General features: G+C 68.4%; 15 protein-coding genes. 10 read left to right on the plus strand and 5 right to left on the minus strand.

Annotated features, from left to right (window positions below; translation table 11 throughout):
• Positions 1-74: 74 nt before the first annotated feature.
• The 6 genes from ftsH to folD all read left to right on the plus strand — a co-directional run bounded on the left by ftsH (position 75) and on the right by folD (position 6412).
• On the plus strand, positions 75-1991 hold the full coding sequence (ftsH, locus tag GT358_RS05820; RefSeq protein ID WP_166581660.1) for an ATP-dependent zinc metalloprotease FtsH: 1917 nt from the start codon (positions 75-77) through the stop codon (positions 1989-1991).
• 121 nt (positions 1992-2112) lie between these two features.
• The gene (locus tag GT358_RS05825; protein WP_166581661.1) at positions 2113-2640 is read left to right on the plus strand and encodes a hypothetical protein; all 528 of its coding nucleotides are present in this window, start codon (positions 2113-2115) and stop codon (positions 2638-2640) included.
• Positions 2641-2935: 295 nt separating this feature from the next.
• Complete coding sequence (locus tag GT358_RS05830) at positions 2936-3463, plus strand: MOSC domain-containing protein (protein WP_166581662.1); 528 nt, start codon at positions 2936-2938, stop codon at positions 3461-3463.
• Positions 3460-5127, plus strand: a complete 1668-nt coding sequence (locus GT358_RS05835) for a formate--tetrahydrofolate ligase (protein ID WP_166581663.1) — start codon at positions 3460-3462, stop codon at positions 5125-5127. Before GT358_RS05830 ends, GT358_RS05835 begins: the two co-directional genes overlap by 4 nt.
• An 83-nt stretch (positions 5128-5210) precedes the next feature.
• Positions 5211-5507 (plus strand): chorismate mutase, encoded by a 297-nt coding sequence (locus tag GT358_RS05840; RefSeq protein ID WP_166581664.1) that lies wholly within the window; start codon positions 5211-5213, stop codon positions 5505-5507.
• Between the two features lie 2 nt (positions 5508-5509).
• Positions 5510-6412, plus strand: a complete 903-nt coding sequence (folD, locus tag GT358_RS05845; protein WP_166581665.1) for a bifunctional methylenetetrahydrofolate dehydrogenase/methenyltetrahydrofolate cyclohydrolase FolD — start codon at positions 5510-5512, stop codon at positions 6410-6412.
• Here the strand turns inward: folD and GT358_RS05850 are convergent.
• From GT358_RS05850 to GT358_RS05870, 5 genes are read right to left on the minus strand one after another with little or no spacing between them, the layout of a single operon-like run.
• On the minus strand, positions 6402-7895 hold the full coding sequence (locus tag GT358_RS05850; protein WP_166581666.1) for an FGGY-family carbohydrate kinase: 1494 nt from the start codon (positions 7893-7895) through the stop codon (positions 6402-6404). The two genes, folD and GT358_RS05850, sit on opposite strands and share 11 nt — an antisense overlap.
• 2 nt (positions 7896-7897) lie before the next feature.
• Positions 7898-8959 carry an ABC transporter ATP-binding protein gene (locus tag GT358_RS05855; RefSeq protein WP_166581667.1) on the minus strand — a complete coding sequence of 354 codons (1062 nt, stop codon included), beginning with the start codon at positions 8957-8959 and terminating at the stop codon, positions 7898-7900.
• Positions 8960-9015: 56 nt separating this feature from the next.
• Entirely contained in the window at positions 9016-10464 is a 1449-nt protein-coding gene (locus tag GT358_RS05860) for an extracellular solute-binding protein (protein ID WP_166581668.1), read from the minus strand.
• 23 nt (positions 10465-10487) lie between these two features.
• Positions 10488-11507, minus strand: coding sequence for a carbohydrate ABC transporter permease (locus GT358_RS05865; protein WP_166581669.1), 1020 nt, complete (start codon positions 11505-11507; stop codon positions 10488-10490).
• Positions 11504-12388 carry a carbohydrate ABC transporter permease gene (locus tag GT358_RS05870; RefSeq protein WP_166581670.1) on the minus strand — a complete coding sequence of 295 codons (885 nt, stop codon included), beginning with the start codon at positions 12386-12388 and terminating at the stop codon, positions 11504-11506. Before GT358_RS05870 ends, GT358_RS05865 begins: the two co-directional genes overlap by 4 nt.
• Before the next feature lie 235 nt (positions 12389-12623).
• Here GT358_RS05870 and GT358_RS05875 point away from each other — a divergent pair, with 235 nt between their 5' ends.
• From GT358_RS05875 to GT358_RS05890, 4 genes are all read left to right on the plus strand, one after another.
• On the plus strand, positions 12624-13268 hold the full coding sequence (locus GT358_RS05875) for a glucose-6-phosphate isomerase family protein (protein ID WP_166581671.1): 645 nt from the start codon (positions 12624-12626) through the stop codon (positions 13266-13268).
• Complete coding sequence (locus GT358_RS05880; RefSeq protein WP_166581672.1) at positions 13268-14209, plus strand: shikimate dehydrogenase; 942 nt, start codon at positions 13268-13270, stop codon at positions 14207-14209. The genes GT358_RS05875 and GT358_RS05880 overlap by 1 nt, the downstream gene beginning before the upstream one ends.
• Positions 14210-14318: 109 nt before the next feature.
• Positions 14319-15143, plus strand: a complete 825-nt coding sequence (locus tag GT358_RS05885) for an NAD(P)-dependent oxidoreductase (RefSeq protein ID WP_256371800.1) — start codon at positions 14319-14321, stop codon at positions 15141-15143.
• A gap of 28 nt (positions 15144-15171) precedes the next feature.
• On the plus strand, positions 15172-15945 hold the full coding sequence (locus GT358_RS05890; protein ID WP_371416230.1) for an MBL fold metallo-hydrolase: 774 nt from the start codon (positions 15172-15174) through the stop codon (positions 15943-15945).

Here is a 15945-nt window from a genome sequence, read left to right on the forward strand (position 1 = left end):
AACGTCGGGCAGGGACCCTTATCTTTGGCCCATCGCCGCGGGCAGGCCGTCCGCGCTTGGGGGAGTCCGCTGTTTTGGGCAACGCGCGCAACATCGCCTTCTGGGTCGTCCTGTTTCTTCTGGTCCTGGCCCTGTTCAACCTGTTCTCCGGGGGTCAGGCGAACACGGCCTCCAACGCGCGGTCCTATTCAGACTTTGTGGCCGCGGTTCAGTCGGGCCAGGTCGCACAGGCCACGATCGACGGCGAGGAAGTGCGCTTCCGCAGCGTGGACGGACGCGACTACGTGACCATCCTCCCACCGGATGCCGAGGTGACCAACCTCCTGCTCCAGAACAACGTGCCCGTCTCGGCCCGTTCGCAGCAGCAATCGGGGTTCACCGCGTTCATCCTGTCGCTTCTGCCCTTCCTGCTTCTCATCGGCGTCTGGATCTACTTCATGAACCGGATGCAGGGCGGCGGGCGCGGGGGCGCGATGGGCTTCGGCAAGTCCCGCGCCAAGCTGCTGACGGAACGGCATGGCCGCGTCACCTTCGACGACGTGGCGGGCATCGACGAGGCCAAGGAGGAGCTGGAGGAGATCGTCGAGTTCCTGCGCAACCCGCAGAAGTTCTCGCGCCTCGGCGGCAAGATCCCCAAGGGCGCGCTGCTCGTCGGCCCCCCCGGCACCGGCAAGACGCTGCTCGCTCGCGCCATCGCGGGCGAGGCGGGCGTGCCGTTCTTCACCATCTCGGGCTCCGACTTCGTGGAAATGTTCGTGGGCGTGGGCGCCTCCCGCGTGCGCGACATGTTCGAGCAGGCCAAGAAGAACGCTCCCTGCATCGTCTTCATCGACGAAATCGACGCCGTGGGCCGCTCGCGCGGGGTAGGCTATGGCGGCGGCAACGACGAGCGCGAACAGACGCTGAACCAGCTTCTGGTCGAAATGGACGGCTTCGAGGCCAACGAGGGCATCATCATCGTCGCGGCCACCAACCGCCCCGATGTGCTGGACCCCGCCCTCCTGCGCCCAGGCCGCTTCGACCGGCAGGTTCAGGTGCCCAACCCCGACATCAAGGGCCGCGAGAAGATCCTTGGCGTGCACGCCCGCAAGGTGCCGCTCGGCCCGGACGTGGACCTGCGCATCATCGCCCGCGGCACCCCCGGCTTCTCGGGCGCCGACCTAGCCAACCTCGTCAACGAGGCGGCTCTGATGGCGGCCCGGGTGGGGCGGCGTTTCGTCACCATGGTCGATTTCGAGAGCGCCAAGGACAAGGTCATGATGGGCGCGGAGCGCCGTTCCATGGTCATGTCCGAGGAGGAGAAGCGCCTGACCGCCTATCACGAGGCCGGCCACGCGATCGTGGGTCTCAACGTGCCCCAGCACGACCCGATCCACAAGGCGACCATCATTCCGCGCGGCCGGGCCCTTGGCCTTGTGCTGTCGCTGCCCGAACGCGACCAGCTCTCGGTGACCTACACCAAGTACAAGTCCAAGATCGCGATGGCCATGGGGGGTCGTGTCGCCGAGGAACTGGTCTTCGGGCCTGAGCAGGTGACATCCGGCGCCACGAGCGACATCCAGCAGGCCACCCGCATCGCACGTGCGATGGTGACGCAGTTCGGCATGTCCGAGAAGCTCGGCTATGTCGATTACGCCAACGAGCAGCAGAGTTTTCTCGGGGCCTATCAGGGCGCCGTGAACCATTCCGCCGAGACGCAGAAGCTGATCGACGCAGAGGTCAAGCGGATCATCGACGAAGGCTACGAGACGGCCAAGCGGATCCTGACCGAGAAGCGGGATGACCTCGAGCGCCTGGCGCAGGGCCTTCTCGAGTACGAGACCCTCACGGGGTCCGAGATCACGCGCGTCATCGCCGGCGAGCCGCTCCATCGCGGAGAGGACGCGGCGCCGCCCCCCCCCTCGGGCGGCGCCTCGATCACCGCAATCCCCAAGACGCCCCGACCCCGCCGCCGCCGCGACGAGGAGATGGAGCCCGAACCCTCTGCCTGATGCATGGCCCACGGCGCCCCTGACTGGGATCCGGTCGCCTACGCGCCGTCTCCGCGAACTGTGAGTCAGGCCGGGCCTCGACCTTCTGCGCCTGCTGGGTGCGCCGCCGGAAGGTGCGGTCGTGGACCTGTTCTGTGGCGAGAGCGCCATGGTTCCGGCCCTGCGCGCCCGCTTCCCCGGCCGGCGCCTGATCGGCGTGGACTCCTCCCTGAGGAAGATGGAAGCGGCATGGGGCTACGACGAGATCTGGCGGTACGGCGACTTCCGCTGGAGCCAGGAGCGGTCCAACGCGCTCATCTTCTGTGGCAACGGGATCCCCGACACGGAGCGGCACAACAGCCTTCTTCCCGGACTGGTCGAACTGCTGGCCCCGGGTGGACTGCTCGCCGTGCAGATTCCGCGCCAGTTCGCAGCTCCCTCGCACCGTCTCATTCGCGAAATCACCTTCCGCCTCGATCCCGAGCGCTTCCCGGATGACCAGTCCGACCCGGTGGCCCCGCCCGCCGCCTATCGCCGCCTGCTCGCGCCGATGGCGCAGGTCGAGGTCTGGGAGACCGAGTATCTCCATCCCCTCATGCCCGTCGCGAAGGGCGCCCCGTGCGCGCCATCACGCAGGCCACCGAGCTGCAGTCCTGTTTCCCGTGGATGAGCGAAGGGGAGAGGCGCCAGTTCCTTGTAGCCTACGACGCCGCTCTGTCCGTCGCCTATCCGGCCGAGGCGGACGGGACGATCCTCTATCGCTACCGCTGTCTGTTCCTCGTGGCACTGCGATGCGATTGCGCCGACTTGCGGGGAGGCGACAGGGGAGGGCAGGAAGGCCACAACGCAGGAGACGCCATGCCCGCCCTCGTCGGCCCCCCCATCGCGGCACCATCGTCTGGCTGGGGCGGGTCACCCAGCCCGTTGGCGACGACCTCATCATCCACGGCGAGCCGGTGGCCGAAATGCCGCTCATCTTCGCCGGCTTCGCCACCGAGATCCACACGGGCGAGAGGCGCTCCGCCTGCACGCGGGTGCGTGACCTCCACCCGCGCAACACGCCGATCCGCGACGTCCGCCAGCTCTCGGTCGTCTCCGAGGAGGAGATGCCGGCAGTAGCCCGTGTCCTCTGGCCTGCGGCCATGGACCATGCCTGGCTCGGCGCCTCGGTCGCCGTCTCGGGCATCCCGGACTCCACGCATCTGCCCCCGTCCTCGCACCTTCAGGCCGAGGAAGGCTGCACATTGATCGCGGACATCGAGAACCTGCCCTGTCATGAGCCGGCCCGGACTATCTCGGCGGAGCGCTGCGCCTGTTCGTCCCAGCTCGGCGTGGCTGGCAGCCGGACGCGGCGACGACCTGAGCGGAAGGTTCCGATCTGCGTCAGGAGTTTCCGCAGGCGAGGCCGAAATGCGGCCGAAACCTGTCGCAATCGCCGTTCCGGGCGTGTCCGGCCTCCGCTACGCAAGGCGCGACGCGGAGGGGAGCCATGAAGACCGATATCGAGATCGCGCGCGAAGCCAAGAAGAAGCCTATCCTGGAGATCGGCGAGAAGCTCGGCATCCCGACCGAGGGGCTGCTGCCCTACGGGCACGACAAGGCGAAGGTGAGCCAGGACTTCATCGCCTCGCTCGGCGACCGCCCGGACGGCAAGCTTATTCTCGTGACGGCCATCAACCCGACGCCAGCGGGCGAGGGCAAGACGACGACCACCGTGGGTCTGGGCGACGGGCTGAACCGGATCGGCAAGAAGGCCGTGGTCTGCATCCGCGAGGCGTCGCTCGGGCCGAACTTCGGCATGAAGGGCGGCGCGGCCGGCGGCGGCATGGCGCAGGTCGTCCCAATGGAGGACATGAACCTCCATTTCACGGGAGACTTCCATGCGATCACGGCCGCGCACAACCTGCTGGCCGCGATGATCGACAACCACATCTACTGGGGCAACGCGCTGGGCATCGACGAACGGCGCATCGCTTGGCGGCGCGTGATGGACATGAACGACCGCGCCCTGCGCGACGTGGTCGTGGGCCTCGGCGGCGTCGCCAACGGGTTCGCGCGGCAGACCGGCTTCGACATCACCGTGGCGTCGGAGGTCATGGCGATCCTCTGTCTTGCCCGCGATCTCGCCGATCTGCAGGAACGGCTGGGTCGCATCGTGGTGGCCTACACGCGGGACAAGCAGCCGATCCTGTGCCGCGACCTCAAGGCCGACGGGGCGATGACGGTGCTGCTCAAGGACGCGATGCAGCCCAACCTCGTCCAGACGCTGGAGAACAACCCCGCCTTCGTCCACGGCGGTCCCTTTGCCAACATCGCACATGGCTGCAACAGCGTGATCGCCACGACCACCGCCCTGAAGCTGGCGGATTATGTCGTGACCGAGGCCGGGTTCGGCGCCGACCTGGGTGCGGAGAAGTTCTTCGACATCAAGTGCCGCAAGGCCGGGCTGAAGCCCGCCGCCGCTGTGATCGTCGCCACCGTGCGGGCGATGAAGATGAACGGCGGCGTGCTCAAGGCCGATCTCGGCGTGGAGAACGTGGAAGCCGTGCGCAAGGGCTGCCCCAATCTCGGGCGGCACATCGCCAACGTGAAGGGCTTCGGGGTGCCGGTCGTGGTCGCCATCAACCACTTCTTCTCGGACACCGAGGCGGAAATCTCGGCCGTCAAGGACTACGTCGCCCAGCAGGGGGCCGAGGCGATCCTGTGCCGCCACTGGGCCGAAGGCTCGGCGGGGATCGAGGATCTGGCGCGCAAGGTGGTGGAGCTGGCCGAGGGTCCGACCTCCTTCGCGCCCCTCTATCCGGACGACATGCCGCTCTTCGCCAAGATCGAGACCATCGCCAAGCGGATCTACCATGCCGACGAGGTGATCGCCGACAAGTCGGTGCGCGACCAACTGAAGGCATGGGAGGCGGCGGGGCACGGCCACCTGCCCATCTGCATGGCCAAGACGCAGTACTCCTTCTCCACCGACCCGAACCTGCGCGGCGCACCGACCGGGCACACAGTCCCCGTGCGGGAGGTGCGGCTGGCGGCCGGAGCGGGCTTCGTGGTGGCGATCTGCGGCGAGATCATGACGATGCCAGGCCTGCCTCGTACCCCGTCGGCGGAGGTGATCCGGCTGGACGACCAGGGCCGGATCGAAGGATTGTTCTGACCGATGGACCGGGGCTTGGCGCCCCCGGTCGCTTGCAGGACATGGGGGACGATGTGGCAAGACCGCCGGAGGCGTGCGAGACGATGGCCCATATCCGGGCGGAGATCGACCGGGTGGATCGGGAACTCGTGCGCCTCTTTGCGGAGCGGACGGCCTATATCGACCGCGCGGCCGCCATCAAGGGACCCATGCGTCTGCCCGCGCGCATCCCGTCGCGGGTGGAGGAGGTGGTGGCCAATGTCCGGGCCGAGGCCGCCGTCCACGGTCTGCCCCCGGACCTGATCGAGAAGCTGTGGCGGCGGCTCATCGACTGGTCCATTGCCCGGGAGGAAGGAGTTCTCGGGCCCGAATGGCCCGAATCTACCAGCGAGGAGCGATAGGGATGGCGGACGGGTCGGACCGGGCGCGGGTGATCGACGGCAAGGCCTTTGCAGCGCGGCTGCGCGAGCGCGTCACAGGGGCCGTGCACGACCTCCGGGCAGCCGGCGTGACGCCGGGCCTCGCCGTGATCCTCGTCGGCGAAGATCCCGCCAGTCAGGTCTATGTGCGCTCCAAGCACCGCCAGTGCCTCGAGGCTGGGATGGAGAGCTTCGAGCACCGGCTGCCCGCCGACACGTCCGAGGCGGATCTCCTGGCGCTGATTCGCCGGCTGAACGGGGATGAGGCGGTCCACGGCATCCTCGTGCAGCTTCCCCTGCCGCGTCATCTCGACAGCGACCTCGTCATCAACAGCATCGATCCGCGCAAGGACGTGGACGGGTTCCACATCTCCAATGTGGGGCTGCTCGGGACCGGCCAGAAGGCGATGATCCCCTGCACGCCGCTGGGCTGTCTGCTGCTGCTGCGCGACCTGCACCGCGACCTGTCGGGGATGGAGGCTGTCGTGATCGGACGCTCCAACATCGTCGGCAAGCCGATGGCCCAGCTTCTCCTCCGGGAGAACTGCACCGTCACGATCGCCCACAGCCGCACGCGTGACCTGCCGGCGGTAACGCGGCGGGCCGACATCGTGGTGGCCGCCGTCGGCCGGCCCGAGATGGTGCGGGGCGACTGGATCAGGCCGGGCGCCACGGTGATCGACGTGGGCATCAACCGCCTGCCGGGCGAGGGAAAGGAGCGTCTGGTGGGGGATGTCCATTACGACTCGGCCGCGGCTGTGGCAGGGGCGATCACCCCGGTACCGGGCGGCGTCGGTCCCATGACCATCGCCTGCCTGCTCGCCAACACCGTTGTGGCCTGCGCCCGGCTCCACAATCTGCCCGAGCCGGAGGGCCTCACCGCGTGAGCGCGTCGAGCCGGTCGTAGAAGGGCTGCACGGCGGTGTAGAGGTCCGCCCAGAGCGGCATCATCCGGTCGTAGAGTTCGGCCCAGTGCGGGTCCGGCGCGATCTCCCCGCTCCAGCGGACCATGCGCGCGGCGAGCGCGGCCGGCGCCTCTCCGTCATGGGCGGCGAAGGCGAGCGCGGCCGCCCCGACGACGCCGCATTCCGGCTCCTCGGGCAGCACGAAGGGGACGCGGTAGACGGAGGCCTTGATCCGCAGCCACAGCGCGTGCCGCGCCCCGCCGCCTGCTGCCACCACGCGCTCGGGCCGGCCGTGGCCGCCCTGAGCCGCCTCGAGCCGGTGGCGGACCGAAAAGGCCACGCCCTCGAGCACCGCGCGATGGAGGTCGGCCAGACCGTGTGCCGCGGTCAGTCCGAAGAACTGCGCGCGGGAATTCGGGTGGCGTCCGAAGCGCTCGCCCGACAGGAAGGGCAGGAAGAGAAGGCCCCCTGCCCCCGCCTCGGCGCGCTCGGCCGCCTCGGCCAGTTCCGCGTAGGATCGTCGGTTGTCGTGAAACGCACGCCGCGCCCAGCGCACGGCATCCCCGCCCGCATCGAGCAGCGTCAGGCTGCCCCAGTGTCCCGTGGGCGCAAGGACGTTGGACAGCCCTTCGGCGAGGACTGGCTCGTCATGGAGGATCGTCAGGATGGTGGAGGTGCCGGTCACATCCGAGGCAAGCCCCGGCGCCGTGACCCCCGAGCCGAGAAGCGAGGCCGGGTAGTCTCCCGCTCCGACCGCAACGGGGAGTCCCGCAGGGAGACCGAGAGTATGCGCCGCCTCCGGCGTGAGGGCGCCCAGCACATCGGCAGGGTCCCGCAGGGCCGGCAGCAGGCGCATCGGCACGCCCGTCATCTCACCCAGGGATGCCGACCAGCCGCGGGTCCGCCAATCCATCAGGAACGACATCGAGCCCTCGGTCCGGTCCTGCGCGCGCTGCCCTGTGAGGCGGAAGTTGATCCAGTCCTTGGGCATCAGCAGGTGGCTCGCCCGCTCCACGGCGTCGGGATCGTTCTCCATCAACCACAAGAGCTTGAAGGCGGGCCAAGCCGGAGCAGGCCAGTTGGCAGTCCGATCGAGCGTTGCCCGAACGTCCGCACGGGCGGCGAACGCCTCCACCTGCGGTTGCGTGCGCTTGTCGTTCCACAGAAGCGCAGTCTCGCGCGTGAGGCGCCCGTCCGCATCCACCAGGACCGAGCCATGCATCTGCCCGCAGGCGCAGAGTGCGGCGACGCGATTCGCTGCCCCCTCGACTTCCGACAGGACCGCCCGGATCGCCTCGACCGCCCCCTCCCACCAATCCGCCGGACGCTGCTCCGACCAGCCGTGGCGCGGAACGATCTGGTCATGTTCACGATGGCGGATAGCGAGCAGGCGGCCCGTCCGATCGACAAGGGCGACCCGGACGCTGCCCGTGCCCACATCCACAGCCAGCGCCAGATCCCGCATGGTCAGAGGCGCAGACCCGTGTCGGGGTCGAAGAAATGCGCCTGCGTCATGTCCACAGGCACGGTGCAGGGCTGCCCCGCCGCAACCGGAAAGCGCGGGTCCACCTGGGCGGTCACCCTCTCGCCTCCCAGTCGGCCCAGGACCAGCGTGTGGGGGCCGAGCGGCTCCACCGCCTCTGCCCCGAAGGTGAGACTGGCCTGATGTTCGGAGCTGCGCATATGCTCGGGGCGGATGCCGAACACGATGCTCTCGCGAGGCCCCAGCCGCGCCGCATCCTCGGGCGCGAGCGGCAGGACCTGTCCGTCCGTCACGACCGAGCCATCGGCCAGCCGGGCCGACAGGAAGTTCATCGCGGGCGAGCCGATGAAGTTCGCCACGAAGCGGTTGGCGGGTTTCTCGTAGAGGGTGATGGGGTCGGCCGCCTGCTCGATCACGCCCGCACGCATGACCACGACCCGATCGGCCATCGTCATGGCTTCCACCTGGTCGTGGGTGACATAGACGGCTGTGGTCCCGAGGCGACGCTGGAGCAGCTTGATCTCCGTGCGCATCTCCACGCGCAGCTTGGCGTCGAGGTTCGACAGCGGCTCGTCGAACAGGAACACTTCGGGATGGCGGACCAGCGCCCGCCCGATGGCCACGCGCTGGCGCTGGCCGCCCGACAGCATGCGCGGCTTGCGGTCGAGATAGGGCTCGAGCCCGAGGAGCCGCGACGCCTCCTCCACCCGTTCGGCAATGGTCGCGCGCGGCGTTCCGTGAACGCGCATGGCATAGCCGATGTTCTCGCGCACGGTCATGTGCGGATAGAGCGCGTAGTTCTGGAACACCATCGCACAGTCACGCGCTCCGGGTCGCAGATGGGTCACGTCCCGGCCGCCGATGCGGATCGTGCCACCCGACACCTCCTCGAGCCCCGCGAGCATCCGCAGCGTCGTCGTCTTGCCGCAGCCCGAAGGGCCGACCAGCACGAGGAACTCGCCCTTGTCGATCATCAGGTCGAGCGGCGGAATGACGGTCACGGCCCCGAAGGCCTTGGTGACGCCTTCCATTTCCACGTGCGGCATCGGGTCTCCTTTCGAGGCGGAAGGGCTCCCGGCCCGAAGGCCGGGAGCGGGCGGGCTCACTCGATCGGGTCGAGGCCCACGGAGGCGCGATAGGCCGCCAGCTGCGAGTCGCGCCCGAACTCGTCGGTCAGGCGGTTCCACTCGGCCGCGATGGCATCAAGGGCAGCCTGCGGCTCCACCTCGCCCGCGAGCGCCTTGGAGAGTTCGATCTCCAGGACCTCCGTGTAGGAGAAGAAGCCCGGAAGGCGCAGGTCGAGCGCGACGTTGGGCGCATCGAGCGAGGCGCGCTGGGCGCCGAGATAGGAGGCCGCCTCCTCCTCGGTGAAGATGGCCGACCAGTTCTGCGTGTCCGCATAGTGGGAGAAGCGGTATGGGTTGACGCCGGAATTCGCCGTCACGAGCGCCGCCGAGGACACTTCGGGCGAGACGACCTCGGCCACGAAGTCCCAGGCGGCCTCCTGGTTGCGGCTGTCCGCGGGCACGCCGAGCTGCCAGCCCCCGAAGGCCAGGAAGGGCGAGTGGATCACCTCGTCGAACGAGTCCCATTCGCCGGTCACATGGTTCCAGATCTCGGTCGAGCCGGGCAGCATGGCCGTCCGCACGGTTCCTTCGGCCTCCGGTCCGCCCTCGGTCGCACGCAGCACGCCGGAATCGGCCCAGTCGATGTTCATCGCCACCGTGCCGCCGGCATAGAGCGGGCGCACGTCGCCCGAGCCGTTGTTGAGCGCACCGGGCGGGTTGAACTCGAGCGCAGCCTTGTACTCCTCCAGCGCGCGCAGCCAGCCGGGATTGTTGATCTGGGCGTCCATCGTCTCGGGGTCGAAGAACATGGAGCCGGGATTGTCGGGGTGGTTGGTGTAGCTCGCTGCGCGGCTGAAGAAGTACCAGAACTGCTGGCCGCCCCGCCGGTAGGCCTCGGCCGTGCCGTAGAGCCCCTCGTCGGGGCGAGTGAAGAATTCGGCATGGTCGCGATACTCGGCCCAGGTGGTCGGCGCCGCGAGCGGATAGCCGTAGCGCTCCTCGAAGGCGGCCTGCTCCTCGGGGTCCTCCAGCAGGTCGGCCCGCAGGTTGAGCATGTGCATGTCGCCGTCCATGGTGACGGACTTGACCTCGCCCTCCCAGACCATCAGCCGTTCGCGATAGACGGGGTGGATGTCTTCCCAGTCCTCGCCCTGCGTGAAGGTCTCGGGAGCCGTGGCAAGGAATGGGGCGAAGTCGGGCAGCCAGGCGGGCACGAAGCCGATCACGTCGAAGTCGCCCGTCTGCTGGGACATGGCCGTCAGGAACTTGGGGTAAAGCTCGCCGAAGGGGAACTCGACCACGTTGACCGTCCCGCAGGTCCGCTCGCTCCAGGAGCGTCCGGCGGCCTGAAGCGCCGAGGCGATGGCGGGCCCGTTCTGGGTGGAGACCGTGAGCGTCACGCCGGTGAAGTCCGGCTCGCAGGCCAGGGCCGGAGCGGCGGCCAGCGCAGCGAGCGCGGCCGCCGGGATCGTCAGTCGGTTCATCGTCATCCTCCCGGTTGATTGGGTCACTTGATGGACCCGGACAGAAGCCCCGACCGCATCATGCGGCCGAGGATGGTGGCGACCACGACCATGGGCGCGATAGAGATCAGCGCCGCGACCGAGATGGCCCACCACTCGTCCCCCCGGCTCGACTGCTGCCCGGCAAGCAGCACCGGCAGCGTCTGCCAGCGCCCCGTGGTCAGCAGAAGGGCGAACAGGAACTCGTTCCAGATGAAGGCCAGCACGATCATGGACGTGGCGATGAGTCCCGGAACCGCCATCGGCAGGACGATTCCGAAGAAGATGCGGAAGCGGCCGATGTCGTCCACGAGCGCCGCTTCCTCGACCTCGACCGGCACCGAGGAGAGGAAATCGCGCATCAGCCAGACGGCAAAGGGCAGCCCGAAGGCGGTATAGGCGAGCACGAGACCGGGGAAGCTGTCCAGGAGGCGCGGTCCGATCCGCCCGATTTCGCTGTAGAGGAGGAACAGGGCGAAGGCCGACACGATGGGCGGGAAGATGCGCTGCGAGACGAACCAGAAGGTCACGTCGTTGTTGCCGAGAACGGGCCCCGGAAGGCGAAGGCTGTTGGCCCAGACCGACACCGCGAGCGCGACCACTAGGACCAGCGCGAGCGCGTAGGGCACCCGCATCCCCCAGATCCCGTTGAGCAACACGAACCCTCCGATCGCGATCACTGCGAACAGCAGCCCTGCCAGCAGCCTGATCCGGAAGGTGAACCGGACCAAGGCATAGGCCGCCATGGTGCCCAGCAGCACCGACAGGGCGGTGGCGGTGAGCGACACCAGAACGGAGGATACCACGGGTCCCCGGAAATCGCCCCTGAGGCCGGCAAAGGCATCGCGGAAGGCCTGAAGGGTGGGCTGGAAATCGACCCACGGGATGTAGGTGGGACCCCGGCTCACCGCGAGCGGCGGCTTGAAGGCGGTGACGAACACGAAATAGATCGGAAAGATCGACAGGACGAACCACAGGAACGCAAGCAACAGACCTGCGCGCCGGAAGCCGCTTCCCTCGGTCACGTCACCCTCCGCACAAGCCGCTGGGCCAAGGCCAGGTAGATCGTGCCGAACACGATCACCACGAACAGGAAGGTGAAGCTGAGCGCGGAGGTCATGCCGAGGTTGAACTTCTTGAACCCCTCGTTGTAGGCAAAGAGCGTCAACGTCTCGGTCGCCGTGCCCGGCCCGCCTCCGGTCAGCACGAACACCGTGTCGATGACCTTGAAGCCTTCCACCAGCCTGATGAACACGACCGCGACCGACAGCGGCAGAAGCATCGGGAAGGTGATGTCCCAGAACCGGCGCCAGGGCGAGATATCGTCCACCTTCGCCGCCTCGAACACCTCATGCGGCAGGCTCTGGAGACCGGCGAGCATCAGAAGCGTCACAAAGGGCGTCCACTGCCAGACCTCGATGGTCACGAGCACGGCAATGGCCGGACCCGCCCGCGTCAGGAACTCCACATGTCCGAACCCGAGGGTGGTGAACAGGTCGTTCACGGGCCCGAGGAAAGGGTGGAAGATCATGCGCGCGATCAGGGCCACCCCGACAGGCGCCAGGAACATCGGGAGAAGAAATGTCACCCGGTAAAGCGACGCTCCGGGCACATTGTGATGCAGGGCCAGCGCGAGCGCGAAACCCAGGACATATTGCAGGGCCACCGAGGCAAGGGTGATCGTTGCCGTCACCCGCATCGAGCCCCAGAACCGGGCCGATTGCAGGATCTCGGCGTAGTTGTCGAAGCCGACGAACCGTGGCGGCAGCGGCGGGACGAGGCGGACGGACTGAAAGCTGACAATCAGGGCGTAGATGAGGGGAAAGAGGGAGATCGCCAGAACCAGAAGAAAGGCCGGCCACAGAAAGGCGTGCTTGATGCGGTCCTGCGACAGCCCGGCGCTCATCCCGATCCTCCCGGTCGTCACGATGCGACAGGCAGACCCCCCGATCAAGTCCCCGCTGTAGAAAAACTACCGTCTCCCCGGCGTTGGCAGTCCGATATCAGGAAGTCTGAATCGGACCGGACGGTTTGCCGATGCCTCATCGGGGTGGACGGCCGGTCGCGAGGCCGGATCATGGTGATGGTCTTGCCAGATTGCAGGGCATATGTAGTTTAGCTACAGCCAGGGGGGGGGTGGCATGGAGGAGCCGGCAGCCTACCGCTTCGATCCGCAGACGGGCACGCTCCACGGAGCCACCGGGCGGTACGACAAACGCCTGAAGGATCTGGCGGGTCTCTACGCGGATGAAGCTGCCTTTGCCGAGGCGGTCCGTCGGGACGGCGCACGCACGGTGTATCGGGTGGACGAGGTGCGCCCCCCGGTGGCGCATGGCGGACTGATCATCGGCACCACTGCCATGGAACCGGGGCGCATCGGCCGCGAGTTCTTTCTTACCCGCGGCCACATCCATGCCATCCCAAACCGGCCCGAAACCTATCGCGGCGAAAGCGGCTCCGGGGTCATGCTGCTCGAGTCGCCCGAGGGCGATGTGCGGGTTCTTGCGATCAGTCCCGGCGTGACAGTGGTGGTTCCTCCTTTCTGGATTCACCGGTCCGTCAATACCGGGGCCGACCGTCTGGTGATGACCTTCTGCTATCCGGCCGATGCGGGTCAGGATTACGCGATCATCGAACGGGCCGGCGGCATGAGGCTGCGCATCATGGATGACGGAGCAGGCGGCTGGATCGCGGAGCCCAACCGCCACTGGAGAGGCCGCAGCGCCGAGGAGATCAAGGCGATCAGGCTGGCGGCCGATGCGCCGCAGGACGGGGGTCCCGGCTGATGTTCCACCCCGCCGCACGTCCGACATTGCACTTCGTCGGGGTGAGCACGGCAGGCTCGTCCATCAATCGGGTGTTTCCCGCCTGGGCCTGCCACTGGCAGCTCGATGCCGAGTTGCGGGGGATGGACTTCCCTCCGGGCGTTGCCCCCGAACGTCTCCGGGAGGCCACGGCCTTCATCCGCGACGATCCCCTGTCGCGCGGCGCGCTGGTCACGACCCACAAGATCGACCTCTTTCGTGCGGCGCGCGACCTGTTCGACTTCGTGGACCCGTTTGCAGCCCTGACGGGAGAGACGAGCTGCCTCAGCAAGCGCGACGGCCGCCTCCTGGCCCATGCCAAGGACCCGATCTCGTCCGCCCTCGCGCTGGAGGCCTTTGTCCCCCCGGACCATTTCGCCCGCACTGGCGCAGAGGCCCTTCTCTTGGGCGCCGGAGGGTCGGCGGTGGCTATCTCCCTGGCTCTGGCGCGACGGTCCGATCGCCCGCCCCGGATCATCGTGACGGACGTGGCCGCGGAGCGGCTGGACCATCTGGCCGCCCTCCACCACCGGGCTGGTGCGGAGGGACCGGCCGTCGAACCCCGTCTCGTCAGGACGGCCGCCGACAACGATGCCGCGCTCGCGGGCCTGCCGCCCGGCAGCCTCGTGGTGAACGCGACCGGCCTCGGCAAGGACCGGCCGGGCTCTCCGCTCTCGCCCGCGGCCCGGTTTCCGCAGGCCGGGCTCGTCTGGGAACTCAACTACCGAGGCTCCCTCGTCTTTCTTGATCAGGCACGCGATCAGGCCGACGGCCGACGACTGCGAGTCGAGGACGGCTGGACCTACTTCCTTCACGGCTGGACCCAGGTCATCGCCGAGGTCTTCGGGCTCGCCCTGCCGACCCGAGGTCCGGAATGGGATCGGATCGCCACGATCGCGGCGGAGGCCTCCGCCCGTGGCTGATCGTGGCGCAATCCTCGTCACCCCGCGATCGCTTTCGGCGGGAGACCATCCGGCTCTCCGGCCCCTGCGCGAAGCGGGATACCGGCTTGTGCGGCCCGCGCCCGGCCGGATGCCGCAGCGCGACGAGCTGATGAGGTCCCTCCCCGGCTGTGTCGGCTGGCTCTGCGGGATCGAGCCGGTGGACGCCGGTGTGATCGCAGCAGCCGACGCGCTCCGCATCATCAGCCGCAACGGAACGGGGATCGACAACCTGCCGCTCGCCGCTCTGGCCGAACGCGGAATCGTGGTCAGACGCGCCGAGGCGGCCAATGCCCGCGGTGTGGCGGAACTGGCGCTCCTTCTGATCCTTGCGGGGCTGCGCCAGATGGTGGAGTGCCATGAGGGGGTACGGCAGGGCCAGTGGCCAAGGCCGCTTGGGCGCGAGATCGAAACGGCAACAATCGGCATCGTCGGACTGGGTGCCGTCGGAAGCCGGCTGGCCGACATGGTTCTCGCTCTCGGCGCGTCCGTGCTGGCGCACGATCCCTTGGCGCCTCCGGACCGGGTCCGTCATCCGCGCCTGCGACGGACCTCCCTGGAGGAGACGGTCGCCGCCGCTGACGCGGTCACGCTCCACGTGCCCCGTCCCCCCGCAGGCGAGCCGCTCATGACTGCAGCGATGGTCGCGCGGATGAAACCGGGAGCTGTCCTCGTCAACACCGCCCGTGCGGGACTCGTGGACGAGGGTGCCGTGCTCCGGTCCCTGCAGGACGGGCGCCTGCGGGCCTATGCGGTGGACGCCTTCGCGACCGAGCCGCCGCCGCTCGCCCCGCTTCTGCTGCATCCGCGGACCATCCTGACGCCGCATCTTGGCGGGCTGACAGTAGAGTCGGTGGGGCGTGCCGCCAGCGTCGCGGTGGCCAACCTGCTCGAGGAACTGGGCCGTGCGGCTTGAACGGCGATCCGGCTGGCCCCAGGAGGGTGTGCCCGGGCTGGCCTGGCTCGGACAGGCGGGATTCTGGATCCAGACGGAGCGTCACCGCATCCTGATCGATCCCTATCTCAGCGACAGCCTCGCCGCCAAATATGCCGATCGCGGGCCCGATCACCGGCGGCTCATGCCGGTTCCGATCGCGGTGGCGGATCTGCCCCGTCCGGACGCGATCCTCGTCACCCATGCACATACGGACCATCTCGATCCGGACACGCTGGGGCCGCTGGCCGCACGGTTTCCGGGGCTGGTCGTGGTCGCACCGGCGGCCTGTGCGGATCTCGCACGGGCGCGGGCACCGGGTGCCCGTATCGTCGGCGCCTTGGCCGGGGCCCGGGTCGAACCGTTGCCCGGCCTCGTGATCGACGTCACGCCCGCCGCGCATGAACGCCGCGAGCAGGATGGGCAAGGCCGGGACCTCTTTCTTGGCTACGCTCTCGAGGCAGGCGGCGTGCGCCTGTGGCATTCAGGAGATTGCGTTCCGTTCGACGGCCTTCCCGAAGCCGTCGGCCGTGCCGACATTGCCCTTCTCCCGGTGAACGGGCGCGACGCGAGGCGTGCCGCCATGGGCGTGCCCGGGAACTTCCACCCGGCCGAGGCGGTCCATCTTGCCCGTGCCCTCGGCGCTGCGGTCCTCGTGCCGCATCACTGGGGCCTTTTCGCCTTCAACAGCGCCGATCCGGCCGAAGTCAGACTGGCCGCAGGGACCGGACCACCGACAGTGGTGGTGCCACAACCCGGCGAGACGCTCTGCCTCGTGAGGTGA

It is taken from the genome of Rubellimicrobium sp. CFH 75288, from assembly GCF_009904055.1.
Taxonomy (GTDB): domain Bacteria; phylum Pseudomonadota; class Alphaproteobacteria; order Rhodobacterales; family Rhodobacteraceae; genus Rubellimicrobium.

Excerpts from the sequence above, each read along its gene's own strand:
- GT358_RS05870 (WP_166581670.1), bottom strand. The coding sequence starts at position 12,388 with ATGAGCGCCGGGCTGTCGCAGGACCGCATCAAGCACGCCTTTCTGTGG.
- GT358_RS05850 (WP_166581666.1), bottom strand. The coding sequence starts at position 7,895 with ATGCGGGATCTGGCGCTGGCTGTGGATGTGGGCACGGGCAGCGTCCGG.
- folD (WP_166581665.1), top strand. The coding sequence starts at position 5,510 with ATGGCGGACGGGTCGGACCGGGCGCGGGTGATCGACGGCAAGGCCTTT.
- GT358_RS05835 (WP_166581663.1), top strand. The coding sequence starts at position 3,460 with ATGAAGACCGATATCGAGATCGCGCGCGAAGCCAAGAAGAAGCCTATC.
- GT358_RS05860 (WP_166581668.1), bottom strand. The coding sequence starts at position 10,464 with ATGAACCGACTGACGATCCCGGCGGCCGCGCTCGCTGCGCTGGCCGCC.
- GT358_RS05875 (WP_166581671.1), top strand. The coding sequence starts at position 12,624 with ATGGAGGAGCCGGCAGCCTACCGCTTCGATCCGCAGACGGGCACGCTC.
- GT358_RS05880 (WP_166581672.1), top strand. The coding sequence starts at position 13,268 with ATGTTCCACCCCGCCGCACGTCCGACATTGCACTTCGTCGGGGTGAGC.
- GT358_RS05885 (WP_256371800.1), top strand. The coding sequence starts at position 14,319 with ATGCCGCAGCGCGACGAGCTGATGAGGTCCCTCCCCGGCTGTGTCGGC.
- GT358_RS05830 (WP_166581662.1), top strand. The coding sequence starts at position 2,936 with ATGCCGCTCATCTTCGCCGGCTTCGCCACCGAGATCCACACGGGCGAG.
- GT358_RS05840 (WP_166581664.1), top strand. The coding sequence starts at position 5,211 with ATGGCCCATATCCGGGCGGAGATCGACCGGGTGGATCGGGAACTCGTG.
- GT358_RS05855 (WP_166581667.1), bottom strand. The coding sequence starts at position 8,959 with ATGCCGCACGTGGAAATGGAAGGCGTCACCAAGGCCTTCGGGGCCGTG.